The organism is Neisseria sp. P0020.S005 (assembly GCF_051957055.1).
Taxonomy (GTDB): domain Bacteria; phylum Pseudomonadota; class Gammaproteobacteria; order Burkholderiales; family Neisseriaceae; genus Neisseria; species Neisseria subflava_A.
The window spans coordinates 1-22,218 of the sequence record NZ_JBQCWV010000018.1 but is presented as its reverse complement, the minus strand read 5'-3'; the positions used below and the strand labels follow the sequence as shown (position 1 = coordinate 22,218).

Annotated in this window: 17 protein-coding genes and 1 tRNA gene; 10 read left to right on the top strand and 8 right to left on the bottom strand. The window is 47.9% G+C overall.

Annotated features, from left to right (window positions below; translation table 11 throughout):
* Together ACTHTU_RS11030 and pepN are read left to right on the top strand one after the other, a co-directional pair.
* Positions 1–2,141, top strand: a 2,141-nt coding sequence (locus tag ACTHTU_RS11030) for a YadA family autotransporter adhesin (RefSeq protein WP_440362575.1), incomplete at its 5' end; no start/stop codon positions are given.
* Between the two features lie 155 nt (positions 2,142–2,296).
* Positions 2,297–4,918, top strand: a complete 2,622-nt coding sequence (pepN, locus tag ACTHTU_RS11025; protein WP_440362574.1) for an aminopeptidase N — start codon at positions 2,297–2,299, stop codon at positions 4,916–4,918.
* A gap of 187 nt (positions 4,919–5,105) precedes the next feature.
* On the opposite strand, the gene porB is transcribed toward pepN, so the two are convergent.
* The 6 genes from porB to ACTHTU_RS10995 all read right to left on the bottom strand — a co-directional run bounded on the left by porB (position 5,106) and on the right by ACTHTU_RS10995 (position 10,768).
* Entirely contained in the window at positions 5,106–6,233 is a 1,128-nt protein-coding gene (porB, locus tag ACTHTU_RS11020) for a trimeric porin PorB (protein WP_440362573.1), read from the bottom strand.
* A 387-nt stretch (positions 6,234–6,620) separates the two neighbouring features.
* Entirely contained in the window at positions 6,621–7,634 is a 1,014-nt protein-coding gene (gene ilvC, locus ACTHTU_RS11015; RefSeq protein ID WP_070646594.1) for a ketol-acid reductoisomerase, read from the bottom strand.
* A gap of 61 nt (positions 7,635–7,695) precedes the next feature.
* On the bottom strand, positions 7,696–7,989 hold the full coding sequence (locus ACTHTU_RS11010) for a putative quinol monooxygenase (protein WP_070583491.1): 294 nt from the start codon (positions 7,987–7,989) through the stop codon (positions 7,696–7,698).
* A 66-nt stretch (positions 7,990–8,055) separates the two neighbouring features.
* Positions 8,056–8,547, bottom strand: a complete 492-nt coding sequence (gene ilvN, locus ACTHTU_RS11005) for an acetolactate synthase small subunit (protein WP_003685820.1) — start codon at positions 8,545–8,547, stop codon at positions 8,056–8,058.
* A gap of 10 nt (positions 8,548–8,557) precedes the next feature.
* Positions 8,558–10,285 (bottom strand): biosynthetic-type acetolactate synthase large subunit, encoded by a 1,728-nt coding sequence (gene ilvB / locus ACTHTU_RS11000; protein WP_440362572.1) that lies wholly within the window; start codon positions 10,283–10,285, stop codon positions 8,558–8,560.
* A 398-nt stretch (positions 10,286–10,683) separates the two neighbouring features.
* Positions 10,684–10,768, bottom strand: a tRNA-Leu gene (locus ACTHTU_RS10995).
* Positions 10,769–11,052: 284 nt separating this feature from the next.
* Between ACTHTU_RS10995 and ACTHTU_RS10990 the strand changes: the two genes are divergently transcribed.
* The 4 genes from ACTHTU_RS10990 (at position 11,053) to hisD (ending at position 14,589) form a co-directional block, all read left to right on the top strand.
* Positions 11,053–11,715 (top strand): SCO family protein, encoded by a 663-nt coding sequence (locus ACTHTU_RS10990; protein WP_440362571.1) that lies wholly within the window; start codon positions 11,053–11,055, stop codon positions 11,713–11,715.
* Positions 11,716–11,797: 82 nt separating this feature from the next.
* The gene (hisG, locus tag ACTHTU_RS10985) at positions 11,798–12,451 is read left to right on the top strand and encodes an ATP phosphoribosyltransferase (protein ID WP_440362570.1); all 654 of its coding nucleotides are present in this window, start codon (positions 11,798–11,800) and stop codon (positions 12,449–12,451) included.
* A 48-nt stretch (positions 12,452–12,499) separates the two neighbouring features.
* Positions 12,500–13,225 carry an oxygen-insensitive NADPH nitroreductase gene (gene nfsA / locus ACTHTU_RS10980; RefSeq protein WP_440362569.1) on the top strand — a complete coding sequence of 242 codons (726 nt, stop codon included), beginning with the start codon at positions 12,500–12,502 and terminating at the stop codon, positions 13,223–13,225.
* Between the two features lie 71 nt (positions 13,226–13,296).
* Complete coding sequence (gene hisD / locus ACTHTU_RS10975; RefSeq protein WP_440362568.1) at positions 13,297–14,589, top strand: histidinol dehydrogenase; 1,293 nt, start codon at positions 13,297–13,299, stop codon at positions 14,587–14,589.
* A 108-nt stretch (positions 14,590–14,697) separates the two neighbouring features.
* Here hisD and ACTHTU_RS10970 read toward each other — a convergent pair whose 3' ends face one another.
* Positions 14,698–15,579 carry a prephenate dehydrogenase gene (locus ACTHTU_RS10970; RefSeq protein ID WP_440362567.1) on the bottom strand — a complete coding sequence of 294 codons (882 nt, stop codon included), beginning with the start codon at positions 15,577–15,579 and terminating at the stop codon, positions 14,698–14,700.
* Positions 15,580–15,875: 296 nt separating this feature from the next.
* Between ACTHTU_RS10970 and ACTHTU_RS10965 the strand changes: the two genes are divergently transcribed.
* The 4 genes from ACTHTU_RS10965 (at position 15,876) to ACTHTU_RS10950 (ending at position 20,868) form a co-directional block, all read left to right on the top strand.
* Positions 15,876–16,370 carry a MarR family transcriptional regulator gene (locus tag ACTHTU_RS10965; protein WP_004521040.1) on the top strand — a complete coding sequence of 165 codons (495 nt, stop codon included), beginning with the start codon at positions 15,876–15,878 and terminating at the stop codon, positions 16,368–16,370.
* Between the two features lie 49 nt (positions 16,371–16,419).
* The gene (locus ACTHTU_RS10960; protein ID WP_440362566.1) at positions 16,420–17,826 is read left to right on the top strand and encodes an efflux transporter outer membrane subunit; all 1,407 of its coding nucleotides are present in this window, start codon (positions 16,420–16,422) and stop codon (positions 17,824–17,826) included.
* Between the two features lie 223 nt (positions 17,827–18,049).
* Positions 18,050–19,240, top strand: a complete 1,191-nt coding sequence (locus ACTHTU_RS10955) for an HlyD family secretion protein (protein ID WP_315040067.1) — start codon at positions 18,050–18,052, stop codon at positions 19,238–19,240.
* 101 nt (positions 19,241–19,341) lie between these two features.
* Positions 19,342–20,868, top strand: coding sequence for a DHA2 family efflux MFS transporter permease subunit (locus ACTHTU_RS10950; protein ID WP_440362565.1), 1,527 nt, complete (start codon positions 19,342–19,344; stop codon positions 20,866–20,868).
* 42 nt (positions 20,869–20,910) lie between these two features.
* Here ACTHTU_RS10950 and thrB read toward each other — a convergent pair whose 3' ends face one another.
* A complete protein-coding gene (gene thrB / locus ACTHTU_RS10945; protein ID WP_440362564.1) occupies positions 20,911–21,828 on the bottom strand; it encodes a homoserine kinase in 918 nt (305 codons plus the stop codon).
* Positions 21,829–22,218 lie beyond the last annotated feature (390 nt).

Here is a 22,218-nt window from a genome sequence, read left to right as displayed (position 1 = left end):
TAGCGACCAACGCCGCCAATATCGCCAAAGGCATCAACTTCGGCGGTACCACCGGCAGCAACAACTACGCATTGGGCGACACCATCAATGTCAAAGGCGACAGCAACATCATCAGCGAAACCGTAGCTGGTGGCGCACAGCTGAAACTGGCCGATGTGTTGAATGTCGGTCAAGCGGCTCCGGTGAAAATTGATGGCGAGAAAGGCGAAGTCAGCGGCTTGAGCAATACGACTTTGGGCGGTAGCGACTTTGCCCAAGGCAAACGTGCGGCGACTGAAGAGCAGCTGAATGCAGCCCAAGATCAGTTGGTGAATGTATTGGGTGGTAATGCGGCCAATAATGGCGGCAACATCAGCATAACCGATATTGGCGGTACTGGTGAGAACAACATCCATGATGCAATCAAAGCTGTTAATGCAACTGCCAATCTGCCTTTGACTTTCGGTGGCGACAGCGGCAAAGACGTTGAACGCAAACCAGGTACGAAGCTGAATATTGTTGGCGGCCAAACCGATGCAGCCAAACTTTCAGACGGCAATATCGGCGTTGTAGCGAATGGCTCTGATAAGTTGGAAGTCAAATTGGCTAAAGACTTGGCTGTTGATAGCGTGAAAGCCGGCGATACTACAATCAATACTGACGGTGTGAAAGTTGGCAATGTCAATCTGACTAAAGCCGGTTTGAACAATGGCGGCAACAAGATTACCAACGTTGCAGCCGGTACTGATGATACAGATGCGGTGAATGTTGCTCAGTTGAACAAAGCTGCGGCTGCGGCTAAGACTGAAGTCGTTCAAGGCGATAACATTGTTGTTACTCAGGATGTCGGTGCCAATGGCCAAACCATTTACAAAGTGGCGACCGATAAAAACCTGAAAGTCGACAGCGTTACCGTAGGCGATACCGTGATGAATAATGACGGTGTGAAAGTTGGCGATGATGTTGCATTGAACAAAGACGGCTTGAAAGCAGGCGATGTTAACCTAACCAAAGCTGGCTTGAACAATGGCGGCAATAAGATTACCAACGTTGCGGCCGGTACGGATGACACTGATGCAGTCAATGTTTCCCAACTGAAACAAGCTGCGGCGGCATCTAAGACTGAAGTCGTTCAAGGTAAGAACATCGTTGTCACTCAGAAAACAGGCGACAAGGGTCAAACTGTTTACGAGGTGGCAACCGATAAAGACTTGGATGTTGACAGCGTGAAAGCCGGCGATACCGCAGTGAATACTGACGGTATCAAAGTGGGTGACGATGTTGCATTGAACAAAGACGGCTTGAAAGCAGGTAAGGTAAACCTGACTAAAGACGGCTTGGACAATGCGGGCAACAAAGTAACCAACGTAGCGGATGGCGACATCAACGCCAACAGCAAAGATGCCGTTAACGGCAGCCAGTTGTACGCAACCAACCAAAACATAGCCAACAATACTGCGACTATTGCCAAAGGCATTAACTTCGGCGGTACGACCGGCAGCAACAACTACGCGTTGGGTTCTACCATCAACGTCAAAGGCGACAGCAACATCATCAGCGAAACCGTAGCCGGTGGCGCTCAACTGAAGTTGGCTGACGAGATTAGCGTGAAGACAGTGAATGCCGATACATTCAAAGCAGGCGATACTGTGATGAATAACGACGGCGTGAAAGTCGGCGATAAAGTTGCGTTGAACAAAGACGGCCTGACCGCAGGCAATACCGTGGTCAACAACGATGGCGTAACCATCGCTGCGCCGACTGAAAACAATCCGAGCAACCAAGTCAAATTGTCTCCTGTCGGTCTGAACAACGGCGGCCAACGCATTACCAATGTAGCTCCGGGTAAAGACGGTACAGACGCGGCAAACGTGAATCAGTTGATTGGTTTGGGTACCGAGTTGCAGAACAACATCAACCAAGTAGGTAAGAAAGCCTATGCAGGTGTGGCCGGTGCGATTGCCCAAGGCTCGATTCCGCAAGTAACCCGTCCGGGTGCGACCGGTATCGGTGTCGGCAGCGGCTACTACGGTGGTCAGTCTGCCATGGCCATCGGCGTGTCTGCGATGAGCGACGGCGGCAACTGGATTGTCAAAGGCAACTTCTCGGCCAATACCGACGGTCATGTCGGTGTCGGTGCCGGTGCGCTGTATCAGTGGTAAGTTGGTAATGACAGGCAACTAGATTTGCTGCCTGAATAGGAAGGCCGTCTGAAATTTTAGGTTTCAGACGGCCTTTTTTTCTGAAAACACTTGAATTTAGGCTATATGAAACGATATGCTTCATCTATTTACCGTATGACTCTGAAAGAGAACAAATGAGCAAAACCATCCATTATTTGAAAGACTACGCCGCGCCAGCGTACCGTATTCTAAAAACTGACCTGCATTTCGATATTTTAGAACCGCAAACCATCGTCAAATCCAGTCTGACCGTTCAACCTGAAAGAGCAGGGGAGCCATTGGTATTGGATGGTTCGGCAAAACTGCTGTCTGTGAAAGTAAACGGTCAGGCCGTAGATTATGTGTTGGAAGATGAAAAACTGACGATTGCCGGTGTGCCGTCTGAAAACTTTACGCTGGAAGTGGAAACCGAAATTTTGCCGGCTGAGAACAAATCTCTGATGGGTCTGTATGCTTCCGGCGGCAACCTGTTTACCCAATGCGAACCGGAAGGTTTTCGCAAAATTACCTTCTACATCGACCGTCCGGATGTCATGTCTAAATTTACCACCACGATCGTTGCAGACAAAAAACGCTATCCGGTGTTGCTGTCTAACGGCAATAAAATCGGTGGCGGCGAGTTTTCAGACGGCCGTCATTGGGTGAAATGGGAAGATCCGTTTGCCAAACCGAGCTATCTCTTTGCTTTGGTGGCAGGCGATTTGGCGGTAACGGAAGATTATTTTACGACCATGAGCGGCCGTAAGGTCAAAATCGAGTTCTACACCACGGAGACAGACAAACCTAAAGTCGGTTTTGCAGTTGAATCGTTGAAAAATGCGATGAAATGGGACGAAACACGCTTTGGCTTGGAATACGACTTGGATATTTTCATGGTCGTTGCCGTGGGCGATTTCAATATGGGCGCGATGGAAAACAAGGGTTTGAATATTTTCAACACCAAGTTTGTGCTGGCTAATAGCCGTACCGCGACCGATACCGACTTTGAAGGCATTGAATCTGTTGTCGGCCACGAATATTTCCACAACTGGACGGGCAACCGTGTGACCTGCCGCGATTGGTTCCAATTGTCGCTGAAAGAAGGTTTGACCGTTTTCCGCGATCAAGAGTTTTCCGGCGACCGAGCCAGCCGCGTGGTACGCCGTATCGACAATGTCCGTATGCTGCGCTTGTTCCAATTCCCAGAAGATGCGGGCCCGACTGCGCATCCTGTCCGCCCGGCCAGCTATGAGGAGATGAACAACTTCTACACCATGACCGTCTATGAAAAAGGTGCGGAAGTAGTGCGCATGTATCACACCTTGCTCGGAGAAGAGGGCTTCCAAAAAGGCATGAAGCTGTATTTCCAACGCCATGACGGTCAGGCTGTGACTTGTGATGATTTCCGTGTCGCAATGGCAGACGCAAACGGCATCAATCTTGATCAGTTTGCTTTGTGGTACAGCCAAGCCGGTACGCCGGTTTTAGATGCCCAAGGCCGTCTGAAAGATGGTGCGTTTGAATTGACCATCAAACAAACCATTCCGGCAACACCCGATATGGCAGACAAACAGCCGATGATGATTCCGGTCAAAACCGGTTTGCTGAATGAAAAAGGCGAAGCGGTTGAGTTTGAATATCAAGGCAAACGTGTGAAAGAGGTGGTTTTGGTATTGACCGAAGCCGAGCAGACTTTTGTGTTGGGCGGCGTCAATGAGCCGGTTATCCCGTCTCTACTGAGAGATTTCTCTGCACCGGTTACCCTGAACTATCCGTACAGCGAGCAAGAGTTGGCCACTTTGCTGGCGGCAGATGAAAATGAGTTTGCACGTTGGGAGGCTGCTCAAACCCTGTATCATCGCGCCATTAACGCCAACCGTCAGGCATTGGCGGAAGGCCGTCCTTTACCGGAACACAAAGCATTGATGGATGCTTTGGCTTTGGTGGTTTCCGGTGACTTTGATCCGGCATTCCGTGCCATTTTGCTGCAAATGCCGTCTGAAACCGATGTATGGGCGGAAGAAGAAAATATTGACCCGATTCAGGTTCATCAAGCGCGTGAAGCCTTGCTCAATGCCGTTGCTGTCAAGTTCCTGCCTCAATGGCGTGAGCTGAACCGTCAAGCTGCCGATCAAGAAAATCAAACAGATGCCGCTGTTCGTTATGAATACAGCCCGGAATTGGCCGGCTGGCGTACTTTGCGCAATGCTTGCAGAGCATTTATCCTTCGTGCTGACGTAGCACATATCGAACACGTTGCGGAAAATTACGCAGCAATGGCGCAAAACATGACCCACGAATGGGGTATCTTATCCGCAATCAACAGCAATGAAAGCGAAATCCGCGATCGTTTGTTGACACAATTTGCCGATAAGTTTGCCGATGATGCTTTGGTAATGGACAAATACTTTGCACTGATTGCCTCAAGCCGCCGCAAAGATACTTTACAGCAAGTTCAGACGGCCTTGGGTCATCCTAAGTTCAGTATTGAAAACCCGAATAAAGCTCGTTCTTTATTGATGAGCTTCAGCCGCAATATTCCGCACTTCCATGCAGAAGATGGTAGTGGATACCGTTTTGTTGCTGATAAAGTGATGGAAATAGACCGCTTTAATCCGCAAGTTGCCGCCCGACTGGTGCAGGCTTTCAACATCTGCAACAAATTGGAAGCCAACCGCAAAGCCGTTATGACCAAAGAATTGCAACGCATCCATGCACAAGAAGGTTTGTCCAAAGATGTGGGCGAGATTGTCGGTAAGATTTTGAATGAAAAATAAATCTTGTTTGTTGACTTTATTGTCATTTGGCAATAAGGATAGATAAACTCAAGGCCGTCTGAAACCGATTGGTTTCAGACGGCCTTTTTCGTATGTTAACGCTTAAATTAATTTTCGTTGAGGGTAGGGGATAGGAATAAAAAAAGAGCCTGCATAAAACAGGCTCTTTTTCATACTAATCCGAAGATTAGAATTTGTGACGCAGGCCAACCAAACCAGAGATGGTTTCAACTTTGTGAGGGCCAGACTCAGCACCACGCAACCAGCCGGCAGAAACCAGAGCAGTAGTGCGTTTAGAGAAGTCGTAGTCAGCACCAACAATAACTTGATCGTATTGAGTGCCTTTCAGTTTTTGACCGTCAACTTTAGCTTTGAAGCCGTGAGCGTAAGAAACGCGAGGAGTTACGTTACCGGCGCGGTAAGCGGCAGTAGCAGCAACTTCAACAGTTTCAACACCTTTGCCATCCAAACCAGCAGCAGTACCAAATACTACGTTAGAAGCGTTAGTACCAGCAGTGCGCATATCATCAGTTACAACACCGTTAGATTGGGCTTGAGCGTAATCACCCAAAGTTTCCCAGTTTTTAGCGTATTGACCAGCTACAGATACAAACAGGTTGTTAGCATCGTAACCAGCTACCAAACGTTGTACGTGACCGTCTTTAACATCTACAGAGTTTTTACGGAAACCACCAGCGTATTGACCGAAGAAACCAGAGTTTTCGTAGTTCAGGCCAGCATAGTAAGTGTCATGAGAAGGAACTTTGTGAGTGTATTTGTCAGAAGGATTAGCGTTGTCGCGTGGAGTGTATTGTACGCTTGCGCTGAAGCCTGAGAATACAGGGCTGTCGTAACGTACAGATACTGCACGTTTGTCAACACGGGTAAATACAGACATGTTCAAAGCGCCGTTGCTGCTTTCCCATTGGTCAACGTTGTCGCTAGAGTCTTTAACAGTAGAGTTCAATTTACCGGCACGAATTTTACCGAAGCCACCTTCCAAACCGATGAAAGATTCGCGAGAAGCCCACTCTTTGTCGCCACCGGCGATAGAAGTGTTTTGTTCAACTTGCCAGATGGCATTCAGGTTGCTACCCAGGTGTTCGTGGCCTTTGAAGCCGATGCGTGAACCGAAGTCAGCGATTTCAGTGGCAGTTTTAGAGCTTTTCTCTTTACCCAGTGCAGTAGCGGTTTTTTCACCCAATTTTACTTTGGATACTTCAACACCGGCTTTTACTTGACCGTACAGAGTTACGTCAGCCATAGCTGCAACAGGCAGAGCCGCCAGAGTCAGGGCAATCAGGGATTTTTTCATTGCTGTTTTCCTTTTTTAAGTGTGAAGAAGCGAGCATTCGTTCTTCTTATTACGATATCGTTCTGTTTCAACGATTCCATGACCATAATATAAAGGTTATGGCTTAAGAAAACAAATTTTCCTCTTGTTTTAGGCGTATTTTTGATTGGAAACGTTGTTTTTTGCAGACAGAGTAGGTATAGAAAATAGTCGTTTATTTCGTAATATGTTTTTTTAAAAGGAAATTTTAGGAGAATCATGAAAGACAGCTTATAGAGGTTGGAGTTTAAATGCTGTTTATATTGTTTTCAGACGGCCTTATTGAGTGTGATTTATAGTGTATTGGGTTTTAAAATTATAAAAACCTGCCTGAGTGAACAGGCAGGTTTTATTTTTTTGACAGACAGATTAGTTTTTGTCTTGGTCAACCAGTTTGTTTTTAGCGATCCAAGGCATCATAGAACGCAGTTGTGCACCCACTTTTTCGATTTGGTGGTCGGCGTTCAGACGGCGACGGGCAGTCATGCTGGCGTAGTTGGTCGCGCCTTCTTGGATGAACATTTTGGCATATTCGCCGCTTTGAATACGGTACAGTGCTTTTTTCATCGCTGCTTTGGTTGCAGGAGTCACTACTTCAGGGCCGGTAACGTATTCACCGTATTCGGCATTGTTGGAAATGGAGTAGTTCATGTTGGCAATACCGCCTTCGTACATCAGGTCAACGATCAGTTTCAGCTCGTGCAGACATTCGAAGTAGGCCATTTCTGGAGCATAGCCGGCTTCAACCAAAGTTTCAAAGCCGCATTTCACCAATTCAACTGCGCCACCGCACAATACGGCTTGTTCGCCGAACAGGTCGGTTTCGGTTTCTTCGCGGAAGTTGGTTTCGATTACGCCGCCTTTAGTGCCGCCGTTGGCTGCTGCGTAAGACAGGGCGATGTCTTTGGCTTTGCCGCTTTTATCTTGGTAAACGGCGATCAGGGAAGGTACGCCGCCGCCTTTCAGGAATTCGCTGCGTACGGTGTGACCTGGGCCTTTAGGGGCGATCATGATAACGTCGAGGTCGGCGCGAGGTACGATTTGGTTATAGTGAACGTTGAAGCCGTGAGCGAACGCCAATACTGCGCCTTCTTTCAAGTTAGGCTCGATTTCGTTTTTGTATACGATAGGTTGGTTTTCGTCAGGCAACAGAATCATTACAACGTCGGCTGCTTTGGTTGCTTCAGCAACGGTGCGTACGTCGTGGCCGGCTGCTTCGGCTTTTTTCCAAGAGCCGCCTTGGCGCAGACCGATGACGACATTTACGCCAGAATCTTTCAGGTTTGCTGCGTGTGCGTGACCTTGTGAACCGTAGCCGATGATGGCAACGGTTTTGCCTTTGATCAGAGAAAGGTCAGCGTCTTTATCGTAATAAACTTGCATTTTATTTCCTTAGTGTAAGAGGGTTCCGGATAATCCGGGTTGAGTTAAAAGTAATAGGGGCTTAAGCGGGGACTTGGTTCATCAAGACGATTTCCAATGCTTCGGTTTTTCCTTCTATGGATTTGACGAAGTTTTGGAAATGTTCGCTGGCATTGTGTTCGTCAATAGCTGCTTGGGATTTCCAGCTTTCTACGAATACGAAACGGTTGGGTTTGCCGATTTCTTGGTGCAGGTCGTAGCTGATGTTGCCTTCTTCTGCACGGCTGGCTTTGACCAATTCTTTAAACTGGGCAGCCAGAGCCTCGGTGTATTCGGGTTTGACGGTAACTAATGCAACGATTTGGATGCTTGACATGTTTGTCTCCTACTGTTTTTCAGACGGCCTTTGTTGAAAGTAAAAGGCCGTCTGAACGATACAGCGTTAAATTTTCAAAATACGCTCGCCACGGCCGATACCGGCTGCACCTGTGCGTACGGTTTCCAAAATTTGGGCGCGACCGACTGTTTCGAGGAAAGAGTCGAGTTTTTCGGTAGAACCTGTGATTTCGATGGTGTAGCTGCGGTCTGTTACGTCAATGACGCTGCCACGGTAGATTTCGGTCAATCGCAGGAATTCGTCGCGGTCTTTGCCGACGGCGCGGACTTTTACCAACATCAGCTCGCGTTCGACAAAACGGCTTTCGTTCAAATCGACCACTTTGATAACTTCAATCAGTTTGTTGAGTTGTTTGGTGATTTGCTCGATAACGTGTTCGTCGCCGTGGGTAACGATGGTCATGCGAGACAAGGTTTTGTCTTCGGTTGGTGCAACAGCCAGGGAGTCGATGTTGTAATCGCGTGCGGAGAACAAACCTACCACACGGCTCATCGCACCTGATTCATTTTCCATCAGAATAGATAAGATATGTCGCATTTTTCTCTCCTTACGCTGACAATGTTTCGCGCATATGCGGCGGCAGAACCATCTCGTCCAAGCCTTTGCCGTTGCCGACCATAGGCAGTACGTTTTGTTTCTTGTCGGTCAAGAAATCGAGGAATACCAGACGGTCTTTTTGGTTTAATGCTTCCAGTAACGCGCCTTCGACATCGGATTTCTTGTCTACACGGATGCCGATATGGCCGTAGGCTTCAGCCAGTTTGACAAAATCAGGCAATGAATCGAAATAGGTTTCTGATTCACGGTTGCCGTAATAAAGTTCTTGCCATTGACGGACCATGCCGAGGTAGCCGTTGTTTAGTGTAACGACGTTAACCGGAACGCGGTATTGGAAGCAGGTCGACAGCTCTTGGATGTTCATCTGAATCGATCCTTCGCCGGTGATACAGAATACATCTTGATCAGGAGCTGCCAGTTTCGCGCCGATGGCATATGGCAAGCCGACACCCATTGTGCCTAAACCGCCGGAATTGAGCCATTGGCGAGGACGCTCGAATGGGTAATATTGGGCGGTAAACATTTGGTGTTGACCGACGTCGGAAGTAATGATGGCAGAATTATTGGTGATTTCGGCCAGTTTTTGAATGACGTATTGTGGTTTGATGATTTCGCTTTCATTATCAAACCACAGGCAGTTGCGCGAACGCCATTCTTCAATGCTTTTCCACCATTTATCCAATGAGTCGGCTGCAGGTGCAGATTCTTGCTTGTCCCACAATTGAATCATTTCGGACAATACGTTTTTCACGTCGCCGACAATCGGGATATCCACTTTGACACGTTTGGCAATGCTGGACGGGTCAACGTCGATATGAATAATTTTTTTGGCTTTTTCAAAGAATTTGGACGGTACGGAAATCACGCGGTCATCGAAGCGCGCACCGATTGCCAGTACAACGTCTGCATTCTGCATGGCGAGGTTGGCTTCGTAAGTACCGTGCATACCCAGCATACCCAAGAATTGGCGGTCGCTGGAAGGGTATGCACCCAAGCCCATCAATGTACCGGTACAAGGAGCGCCGATCATGCGGACAAATTTTGTCATTTCCTCAGAGGCATTGCCCAAAACCACGCCGCCGCCGAAGTAAACAATAGGGCGTTTGGCGGAAGCCAGCATTTGTACGGCTTTTTTGATTTGACCGATATGGCCTTGTACAACCGGCTGGTAAGAGCGGATGAAGATGTCTTCTTGCGGATAGCTGAATTTAGCCATTGCTTGGGTGACATCTTTAGGAACATCGACAACAACAGGACCAGGACGGCCGCTTGCGGCGATTTGGAAAGCTTTTTTGATGGTGTCTGCCAACTCAGCGATATTGGTTACCAAGAAATTGTGTTTGACACAAGGGCGGGTAATGCCGACTGTATCCACTTCTTGGAATGCGTCTGTCCCGATAAGGGAGTTGCCCACCTGGCCACTGATGACTACCAACGGAATGGAGTCGCTGTAAGCAGTGGCGATACCGGTCAGGGCATTGGTTACGCCCGGGCCGGAAGTCACCAAGGCAACGCCGACTTTGCCGCTGACACGGGCATAGGCATCTGCCGCATGTACGGCGGCCTGCTCGTGGCGAACCAGGATGTGCTTGAATTTATTGAGTTGGAAAAGGGCATCGTAGATTTCGATAACCGCGCCGCCCGGATAGCCGAAAACATACTCGACACCTTCGGCTTTGAGACTTTGCACGATGATTTGTGCGCCAGATAATTGCATATTGACCTCTTTTATATGGTTTCAAACCAATAGGAACAATCCGCCTCACCACAGCACCTGTAATGCAATTCCACCAAGCAGCGATTTAGGGTACGCGCACTGAGGGAATACGATGACAGTCAGACTATCCAAGCAATTGGAAAGAAACACAGAGTTTGTGAAAAAGAGTAGAAACGATAACGCAATCCGACTGTACAAGCAAGACAAAATCTTTCATCTTTTAACGTTTAAGGAGTGAAAATAGATTATCGTTTGATTTTAAAGAAATAAAAAAACGGTTTTATTGAGCTTGATGTGGGTGGATTGTTGACAGTTTGAGTAAGGAGAAGGTTTTTGCAAATTTTGCAAACAAAGAATAGCAAAAAACCTCTTGACCGAATCAAGAGGTTTTTTAAATTTGGTGCCCAGGGTCGGACTCGAACCGACACACCTTGCGGCGGGGGATTTTGAGTCCCCTGCGTCTACCAATTTCGCCACCTGGGCTAGCGAAGAAGTCGTCATTATAGCGAGTTCTCGAATCTTGTAAAGCAGTAATTGAAAAAAAATTGGATTATTTTTATATTTGTTTGATTTTTAATGAATTAAACTTTTTGTGTTTGATGGCTATCTAAATGGAAGGCAGATTTTTAAAACAAAAAAAGCAGTATTTATCTGCAAAAAGGGCTACATTTAATGTGTCAAACGCGTTAATATGAAGATGTTTTGTTTTTATATCGGCCGGGCAGTTGTTTGGCCTTACTTATTTGAAACGGTTTTGGAGAAAATTTATGCTTTCCGTTACACGAACTTTCCTACTCAGTGCTATTGCGTTGGCTGCTCTGGCTGCTTGTCAGCCTAAAGAAGAGGCCAAAGAGGCTTCTTCGACACCTGCCACTTCTGCTGCGCCTGCTGCTTCCGGTGAGTCTGCGCCCAAAGTGCAAGCGCGTGGTACCGATATGCGCAAAGAAGACATTGGCGGCGACTTCACATTGACCGATGGCGACGGCAAACCTTTCAGCCTGAGCGATTTGAAAGGCAAAGTGGTCATCCTGTCTTTCGGTTATACCCACTGTCCTGACGTATGCCCGACCGAGTTGCTGACTTACAGCGATACTTTGAAACAATTGGGCGATCAGGCTAAAGACGTGAAAGTAGTATTTGTCAGCATCGACCCTGAGCGCGATACGCCTGAAGTAATCGGCAAATACGCCAAACAGTTCCACCCTGATTTTATCGGCCTGACGGCTACCGGCGATCAAAGCCTGCCTGTCATCAAACAGCAATACCGTGTGGTATCGGCTAAAGTTAACCAAAAAGAAGACAGCGAAAACTATTTGGTCGACCACTCTTCAGGTGCATATTTGATTGATAAAAACGGCGAAGTGGCGATTTTCTCGCCTTATGGCAGCGAGCCGGAAACGATTGCGGCTGATGTGAAAACTTTATTGTAAAACCGTAGTTGGGGCCGTCTGAAATGGGTTGTGGATTTCAGACGGCCTTCTTGTTTTTGATACGGCAAAGGAGAAGAAAAAAATGACCGACACACTTTTAACGATTGCTTTATCCAAGGGGCGAATTTTTGAGGAAACCCTGCCGCTGTTGGCCGCCGCCGGTATTGTGCCAGCGGAAGAGCCGGAAAAATCGCGTAAGCTGATTATTGGTACGAATCATGACAATATCCGTTTGGTGATTGTGCGCGCAACCGATGTGCCGACTTATGTGCAATATGGTGCGGCGGATTTCGGTATTGCCGGTAAGGACGTGCTGATCGAGCATGGCGGAGATGGCCTGTATCAACCTTTAGATTTACACATCGCCTCATGCCGCATGATGGTTGCGGTTAAAAAAGGTTTCGATTACGCCGCTGTGTCCAAACCCGGCAGTCGCTTGCGGATTGCCACCAAATATCCCGACATCGCCGCCGAACACTTTGCCGACAAGGGTGTGCATGTGGACATCATCAAACTATACGGCTCGATGGAGCTTGCGCCTTTGGTTGGTTTGAGCGACGCGATTGTCGATTTGGTTTCCAGCGGCAATACATTGAAAGCCAATGGTTTGGAAGCTGTGGAACATGTGGCTGATATTTCCAGCCGCTTGGTGGTCAACAAAGCGGCGTTGAAAACCAAATATGCGCTGTTGAATCCGATTATTCAGGCATTTGAAAATGCTGCTAAGGCCGTCTGAAAAGTTTTTGGCAAAACCTGTCTGCCAACCCAGTTTGAAAGCCCTGTCATGATGCAAAGCAAACCGACACTCGATACGATTCTTTCCCATCGTTCCATCCGCAGGTTTACTTCCGAACCGATTGCCGCTGAAATCCTCAATACGCTGGTTCGTGCCGGGCAGCAGGCTTCGACTTCCAACAACCTGCAATGCGTTTCCATCATCCGCGTATCGGATCTTGCGCTGAGGCAGGGGATACATGAAGCGGCTGGAAGCGCACCTTATATTGTCCATTGTGCGGAATTTTTACTGTTTTGCATCGATTTTTCCAAACACAAGGCGATGTTTCCCGATGCGCAAATTGATTGGGCGGAGGTAACCCTGATTGGTGCGGTCGATGCAGGCATTATGGCGCAAAACGTATTGCTTGCCGCAGAATCACTTGGGCTAGGTGGCGTGTATATCGGTGCGTTGCGTAATGATGCGCAAAAAGTATCGGATGTGTTGAACCTGCCGGATTATTGCGTGCCTTTGGTGGGGCTGTGCCTCGGTTATCCCGATCAAGACCCGCCGCTCAAACCGCGCCTGCCTAAGGAAATGGTCTATGCCGAAAACGCCTGTCCGAGCCTGAATGCCGATGCGGTTGAAGCCTATAATCAGGCAGTAGCGGATTATTATGAGTTACGCAAGGGAAGTCCGATACCTTGGAAAGAATCGCTGGCCAAAACCTTGGGCAATCCTGTACGGCCGCATATGTTGGCGTTTTTGCAGAAAAAAGGTTTTTTGAAAAGATAATGTTCAGACGACCTGTGTGTGGCTGAGGCCGTCTGAAAACAATAGGAACGAAACAAGGAAGAGAGCAAACCATGAAGAAACTCGACACCCAATCCCCTGATTTTCAAGCCGAACTCAAAGCGTTACTCGCTTTTGAAACCGCGCAAAACCCTGAAATCGACCGTATTGTTGCCAATATCTGCGCCGATGTTCAAAAACGCGGCGATGCGGCGCTGATTGAATACACCAACCGCTTTGACGGTACATCCGCACAAACCATCGACGATTTAATCCTGACGCAAGACGATTTGCAGTCTGCGTTTGAGCGTTTGCCCGAAAACATTCAGACGGCCTTGAAAACGGCCGCGCGACGGGTGGAAAACTATCATAAACACCAAAAAATGGAGTCGTGGACTTACGAAGACGAAGACGGCACGCTTTTGGGCCAACAGATTACGCCGCTTGACCGTGTCGGTATTTATGTTCCGGGCGGTAAAGCCGCTTATCCGAGTTCCGTCATCATGAACGCCATGCCTGCCCACGTTGCCGGCGTGAAAGAAATCATCATGGTCGCTCCTACTCAGAAAGGCGAGCGCAACGATATCGTGTTGGCGGCTGCTTTTGTGGCCGGTGTAACCAAAGTGTTTACGGTCGGCGGCGCGCAGGCGGTTGCGGCTTTGGCTTATGGTACGGAATCTGTGCCTCAAGTCGATAAGATTACCGGCCCGGGCAATGCCTTTGTCGCTGCAGCCAAACGACGCGTGTTCGGCGTGGTCGGTATTGATATGGTGGCAGGGCCGTCTGAAATTTTGGTGATTGCCGATGGTACGACGCCTGCCGATTGGGTGGCCATGGATTTGTTCAGTCAGGCGGAACACGATGAAATTGCACAAGCGATTTTGATCGGCACTTCTCAAGCGTATTTGGACGAAGTTCAGACGGCCATGAACCGCTTGATTGAAACCATGCCTCGCCGTGCGATTATTGAAGCTTCATTGGGCAATCGCGGCGCAATGATTTTGGCTAAAGATTTGGATGAAGCCTGCGAAATCGCCAACTATATTTCTCCTGAACACTTAGAGCTGTCGGTTGAGAATCCGCAAGAGTGGGCGAAAAAAATCCGCCATGCCGGTGCGATTTTTATGGGACGCTATACCAGTGAAAGCCTTGGCGACTATTGCGCAGGCCCCAACCACGTTTTGCCGACCAGCCGCACGGCGCGTTTCTCTTCTCCTTTGGGAACATATGATTTCCAAAAACGCTCCAGTCTGATTCAGGTTTCAGAACAAGGTGCGCAGAAGTTGGGCAAAACCGCCAGCGTGTTGGCGCATGGCGAAAGCTTGACCGCGCACGCCAGAGCGGCTGAGTTCCGTTTGAAAGACTGAGTGAAACGTTGAAGTCGTAAGAAATCAAAAAAGGGCATCTAAACAGATGCCCTTTTTATTGTGATGAAGATTTTAGCTGAGAGGGTATCAGGCCGTCTGAAAACAGGTTTAACGGTTTTTCAGCCAGTCATTACGCATTTGTGCGGCTTCTTCAAAATAGCGGTAAAGCTCGGTTTTATTGCCGTCTGAAAGGAGTTGTTCCAATTTGGATAATTGTTCTTTCAAATCTCCGGTCAGTTTGAGCAGGGCAGGGCGGTTGGCCATGCAGATGTCTGTCCAAACAGCAGGGTGGCTGGAGGCAATGCGGGTAAAGTCGCGAAAGCCGGTGGCGGCATAAGGGAGATAGTCTTTGCCGTGCGGATGGTCGAACAAAGCGTGGACATAGGCAAAGGCGGTCAAGTGCGGCAAGTGGGAAACAGCTGCAAAAATATTGTCGTGTTCTTCGGCGCTCATGGTGAAAATCTGCGAACCAACCGCCTGCCACAGGCTTTTCAGCCGTCTCAGGCCGTCTGAAGCCTCTTGGCCGTGTAGCGTAATGATAAGGCGGCTGTTTTGAAACAAACCGCAACGCGCGGATTTTGCCCCGCTTTGATCCGAGCCGGCAATCGGGTGGGCGGCAAAACATTGCGGCAGGCGGTCGGATAAGTGAGTGCGGAAGGCATTGAGTGCCGATTGTTTGGTGCTGCCGACATCGGAAACGCAGGCGGTGTCTTTTAAGAAGGGCTTGATGTCGCGACATACGTCAGGTAGGACGGAGACAGGCGTGGCAATTAAAACCAAATCGGCATTGCCGATGCTTTCGGCGCAAATATTCGGATAGGCATGATCGATGATGCCGCATTCGAGTGCGTAATTGAGGTTGTCGGCATTGGTGTCGATACCGGTAACGGTTTGCACCAGTCCCAAGCGTTTGAGGTCGAGCATGAACGAACCGCCGATTAAACCGACGCCGATAAGGGTAATGTGGGGGAAAAAGGCGGAAGTGTTCATGGTTTGAATCCGGTTTAAGTGGAAAAGCTTATTTTAATCTGTCATCGAGGCCGTCTGAAAGATGGAATCAAGGTTTCAGACGGTCTTTTTTATGGTCGAATTTTCATGATTTAGGCATAGAAAACTCCGTTTAGTAGGAGCATGTAACCGATTATCAGATTTTCATACACTAAAATAATCATCTGAATTAGTATAACGTCTTAAAGTAAGTAATTGGTATCTTAAAGTAAATTATTACATCATATTTTATTTTGATTGATATCGAATAAAATAACTCACTCAGAAAGAAGGAATTTATGAGTTTTTCACAAACCGAATTAGTCAACGCAATGCGTTTGCTTTCTACCCGTCTGCCGCAATTTCCGGAGCAGCAAAACCAAGTATCCCGTATGTTGCGCATCGTAACCGAACGTTTGAGCAGCCATTTGAACGAAAACCTGAAAGCGTTCGGCATCAATGAAAACCTGTGGTTTTCCCTGATGGCGGTTTACGTCAGCCCAAACAGCGAAATCCTGCCTTCGCGCTTGAGCGACCTGATGGACTTGACGCGCACCAGTGCAACACGCCTGTCGGACGATATGGTTGAGCGCGGCTGGGTAGAGCGTTATATCAATCAGAAAGACCGTCGTCAGATTGTGCTAAAATTAACCCCTTCGGGTGAGACCTTCATCCACGAAGTATGGCCGCAAATTGCCCGTCAGAGCGGCCAGGCGTGGGAAGATTTCACGAAAGAGGATTACGATACGCTGCAACACCTGTTGGGTAAACTGTTGAACCGTTTGGGCAATTAACAACAGACGGCCTGAAGGTCTGCGGCAGACACACATAAACGGAGTCTGTATGAAATTAGGTTTGGTCAAATCAAGCGTGTGCGTTGCCGCTGTTTCGCTGTTGGCGGCATGTGCACCGTTCGGCAAACAGTCGCCTTTGGATGAGACAACAGCCTATCCGCTGCCGCAAGGCCAATCTGCCGCTACTGCCCAAGACGGCTGGTGGATGAAGCTGAAAGATAAAAAATTAAACAATTTGATTGCTTCCGCCATTCAGACGTCTACCAATCTGCGTGTCGTCAAGGCAAGGTTTGAGCAGGCTCAGGCGCAGCTGGGCGTTGTAGGAGCCGCAAACAAACCGCAAGTCGGCTTGGGCGTTACAGGTCTGGGTGCTTATGTTTCACCCAAACCTCAAGCCGGTATGGTTGATACCGACCATACATTGGTTTTGGCGAACGCAGCCTTACAAGGCAGTTTGGTTTTCGACTTTTGGGGTAAAAACCGAGAGCAGATTCAAGCTGTTTTAGGAAAAAGCAGGGCTGCGGTGTATGAAGCTCATCATATCCGCACCGAGTTGGCTCACGCCGTTGCCGCCCAATATTTTGCGTGGCAGATGGCGACAGAACAATTGGCTTTGTTGGATACGCGTATAGAGCTGGCGGATAAAGCATTGAAACTGATGCAACAACGCGTTAAAGCGCAGCTGGCTCCTGCCGATGCCTTGCACGCTCTGGAAATGGCGCAACAGCAATTACAGCTTGAAAAATCTGCATGGACTCAGAAAAATGAGAAAATCCGCAACAGTCTGGCTGTATTGACCGGCCGTGTACCGGGTGTATTAAATGGACAGATTCCGGAAAAAATGGCGGCTGTGCCGTCATCGCCGGTTAGCCGTATTGAGGCGGATTTGCTGGCGGCCCGCCCCGATATCGCGGCGCAAAAAGCCTTGCTTGAGGAGAAATGGCATATCGTCAAATCGACCGAAGCAGAGTTTTACCCGAATATCGAATTAAAAGTTTTGGCAGGGATGACGCACATTGATGCGTTCAATCTGATTCGCGGACGGACATCCGGTATGTTGGGCATTGTTCCGGCTTTGAATCTGCCATTGTTTACGTCCGGCGCGCTGCAATCCAAATTGGCGGGCAAACGCGCCCAATATAACGAGCAGGTTGCCGTGTATGACCAAACCGTTTTGAACGCCATGCGTTCGGCGGCAGATGCTGTAGTCGACTATCAAAGCCTGAAAAGCCGACAAGATACTTGGAATAAGATGGTCAATATTGCCGATAAATCTGTGCAAAATGCGAAAGGACGTGTTCGTGCAGGTTTGGATAACGGCTTGACCGCTTTGCAAAAACAAGACGAAGCTGCGCGTACAAAAATGTCGGCGGTTCAATACCATGCAGAATATCTGACAGCTTGGAGTAACCTCAATGCCCAGTTGGGTGGAGGCTTTAAATTAAATAAGAAATAAACGTTTTATTAAAACGTAGGCCGTCTGAAAGTGATTTCAGACGGCCTTTTGCTTACCTTATTTACATTTGCTACCGGAAGAAATTATTGTAATGAATAGAGTGTAACTATAAAATATGACCCTTTAGCGCGTTAAACGCTCGTATTGGGGCTGATGGTATAAGTCAGCTACCCAGCAAGACAATAATATCGTTATCACATGTGCAGAATTAAAGTTAGGACTTATGGATACTCAATCGGAAAAAAATAATGTCCAAAAAGAACCGGAAGTAGTCGCTTCCGGCGCTAAAACGCATCGCAAACGCAATTTGGTTATCGTTACACTCCTATTCCTTATTGCGGCAGCAGGAGTCGCTTTGGCGTATTTCCTGTTTTGGCAGCATGAAGAAGAAACGGAAGATGCTTATGTGGCCGGTCATTTGGTGATGATTACGCCGCAGGTGAACGGCACGGTGCGCAAAGTCATGTATGACGATACGGATGTCGTGAAAAAAGGTGATGTGTTGGTGGCTTTGGACGACAGCGATTTTCAGCTGGCATACGATCGCGCGCAAAATGAATTGATTCAGGCCATCCGTCAAAACAAACAGCAAACCGCAGTCAATTCAAAAGCCAAAGCGCAAGTGTTGTTGCGTAAAGCCGATTTGGCCCGTGCACAAGCCGATTTGCGCCGCCGTGAATCTTTGGCGGGTACGGAAGCGGTTTCCGGCGAAGAACTCAGCCATGCCCGCGCCGCTGTGGTTCAGGCTCAAGCTGCATTGAAAGCGGTTGAGGCAGAAGAAGTTTCTGCTCAGGCAGCGTTGGGCAGCAATATTCCTCTGCGCCAGCAACCGGCAGTTCAGACGGCCATCAGCCACATCAAAGACGCTTGGCTGAATTTGCAACGTACGCAAATCCGTTCGCCGATTAGCGGCCAAATTGCCAAACGTAATGTCCAAGTCGGCCAACGTATCGTACAAGGTACGCCGATGATGGCTGTTGTGCCTCTGTCTGAATTGTGGGTGGATGCCAACTTTAAAGAATCGCAACTGCGCAAAATGAAAATCGGCCAGCCTGTTGAAATGACAGCCGATTTGTACGGTAGCAAAGTGGTTTACCACGGCAAGGTAATGGGCTTGTCGGCCGGTACGGGCAGTGCGTTCTCATTACTGCCGGCGCAAAACGCAACGGGCAACTGGATTAAAGTTGTGCAACGTGTGCCGGTGCGTATCAGTTTGGATGCTAAAGAATTGCAAAAAAATCCGCTCCGTGTCGGTTTGTCTATGACTGTTAAAGTCGATATTGCCGAGAAGGGCAGCGGTAAAGCCATGACTGCCGAAGCAGAACGAAATACTGCCTTGCCGGAAACGGAAAGTGTGGATTGGAAAGCCGCCGATGCTTTAGTCGATAAAATCTTCGAGCAATACGCAAAATAATCTTTTCAGACGGCCTGAGTCTTTTATTGAAGGCTCAGGCCGTCTGAAATATTGATTCTCTTCAACCGACCGCTTTGGCGGTTGTCTTATAGTTTAAAAATATGAATTATCCGCCGTTACAAGGATTTAAGCTGGTGTTGGCAACTTTGGCGCTCAGCTTGGCCGTATTTATGGAAGTCTTGGACAGTACCATCGCCAACGTCGCCGTGCCTGTTATTGCAGGGGATTTGGGCGCGGCTACCACGCAGGGAACTTGGGTGATTACCTCATTTGCCGTAGCTAATGCCATTTCCGTTCCCTTGACAGGTTTTTTGGCCAAGCGGTTTGGCGAGGTTAAAATCTTTATCGCCGCCGTGATCGGGTTTGTCGTAACGTCATGGCTGTGTGGCATTGCACATAATCTTCAAGCTTTGGTTTTTTTCCGTGTATTGCAAGGTTTCATCGCCGGGCCATTGATTCCCTTGTCACAAAGTCTGTTGATGGCCTCCTATCCGCCTGAAAAACGAACATTGGCACTGGCCTTATGGGCAATGACCGTCGTTGTTGCCCCTGTATTGGGGCCGATTTTAGGCGGTTGGATCTCGGACAACTGGCATTGGGGATGGATTTTCTTTATCAATATCCCGATCGGGATTTTGTCCGCAACTATTGCTTGGAAGCAACTTAGACACAGGGAAACTGAAATCATCAGGGCGCCAATCGATTATGTCGGGCTGGTGTTGATGATTGTCGGTGTCGGCGCATTGCAAATGATGCTTGATAGAGGCAAGGAATTGGACTGGTTTGCCTCGGGAGAGATTATCGTTTTGGGCGTTACCGCTTTGGTGTTCCTGACATATTTTATTGTTTGGGAGCTGGGCGAGAAATACCCGATTGTCGATTTGTCATTGTTTAGAAATAGAAACTTTACGATAGGCGTTGTTGCGACATCCTTGGGCTTTATGGTGTATATGGGTACATTGACCTTGCTGCCTTTGGTGTTGCAATCAAATCTCGACTATACCGCTACTTGGGCTGGTTTGGCTGCTGCACCGGTAGGTTTTCTGCCGATTATTCTGTCGCCGATTATTGGTAAGTTTGGCAATCGCGTCGATATGCGCCTGTTTGTCAGTGCCAGCTTCTTGGTGTTTGCCTATACATTCCATTGGCGAACCGACTTCTATGCCGGCATGGATATGAGCAACGTCGTTTGGCCACAGTTTTGGCAGGGTTTAGGCGTAGCCATGTTCTTCCTGCCCCTGACCAGTATCACCTTATCACATATGAAGGGCAACCAAATTGCCTCGGCCAGTAGCTTGTCTAATTTCTTGCGAGTCTTTATGGGCGGTGTCGGAGTGTCCGTTGTCAGCACCATGTGGGAACGGCGCGAAGCTCTGCACCATACTCAGCTGACCGAACATATTAATTCATTGTCCTCAATCAGCAACCAATCTATTCAAGGCATGATGGTCAATGGCCTGAGCAAAGAGCAAGCCCTGGCTGCGATAAATAGTACTATTTCCCAACAAGGCTTTATTATTGGCTCAAATGAAATTTTCTTGGCAGGCAGTATCATATTCATCAGTATGATTCCCATTATTTGGCTGGCAAGACCTCCGTTTAGCGGTTCCGGCGGGGGAGGGCATTAGATAAAAGGCCGTCTGAATTTCAGACGGCCTTTTATCTATATATTATTTAAGAGTCAAGAGCAGATCCCTAAATGCATTTGGATCTTTAATAAACGTCATTTCTCCTGATTGAGGAAAATGGAAATCAAGTAGGCGCGATACCCAAAAACGAATACATCCTGCTCTTTGTGCAGTAGGGAAATACGCGCGTTCTTCATCAGATAATGGACGTACGCTTTCATAGCCGTGGATAAAGGCATCATAAAGGACAGGGTCTAACTTGTTATCAGCTGTTCGTGCCCAATCGTTAACTGCAATTGCCAGGTCGTACATGAAATTACCGTTACACGCATAATAGAAGTCGATAAAGCCGGAAACTTCATCTCCATTAAGCAATACGTTGTCCTTAAATAAATCGGCATGGATAATACCGGAAGGTAAATGCTCTCCTAGATTTTCATCTAAAGCTGCAATTTCAGATTGAAGCAGTGCAGCATCCTCAGAATCTAAAACAGGCAGCAACTGAGTGCAGGCATCGCGCCACCAGTCATCATAACGAGGATTTTTCATTTTTAAAGGAAAGTCTTGGCCGGCTAAATGCATTTTGGCCAGCATAGCACCGGTATGGAAGCATTGAGCTTCAGTTGGCCAGCCAGTATCAGAACCATTCAAACAAGTAACCAAACAAGCCGGTTTTCCGGCCAAAATAGAATGCAGTCCGCCATCTTTACGAGCAATCGGAGCGGCGCAGGCAACACCATTCAGACTCAAATGCTGGTTTAGTTCTAGAAAGAAAGGCAGTTCTTCTGATTTCAAAACCTCAAAAACAGTCAATACATAACGACCGGTTGAAGTAGTCAAAAAATAATTACTATTAGTAATTCCTTGAGCAATCCCCTGCAAAGAAACAAAATCTCCCAAATCATATTGCAGTAGGAAATCACGCATTTGAGCGTCGGAAACACTGGTATAGACAGACATAGCAAACTCGAGGCTGATATAAAAGAATCAAGAAAACATCATACCAAAAAACAAGCGCCAATAATATAAATTAAAGCGAGGGTCAAATTCAAAAGGCCGTCTGAAATGCTCTTTCAGACGGCCTTTGTTTTGTGTTTTTTGTATGTATGGATAGTGTAGGAAGGTTGTTGGAGTTTTTTTATCAAATAAAAACCCTGTTAAAACAGGGCGGTGATTAAATTTCTGAAAATAATTTTGCGAAAGGTGTTGACTGGTTTCGTTGTGAGGCGTATAGTTCGGTTCTTCGCTGCTGACGCGGTGAAGAAAACGAAGCAGACAGTATAACACAGTTGGTTGAAATTTTCGATAATTTTAGTTGACATTTGCTAAATGTACTGTATAATTCGATTC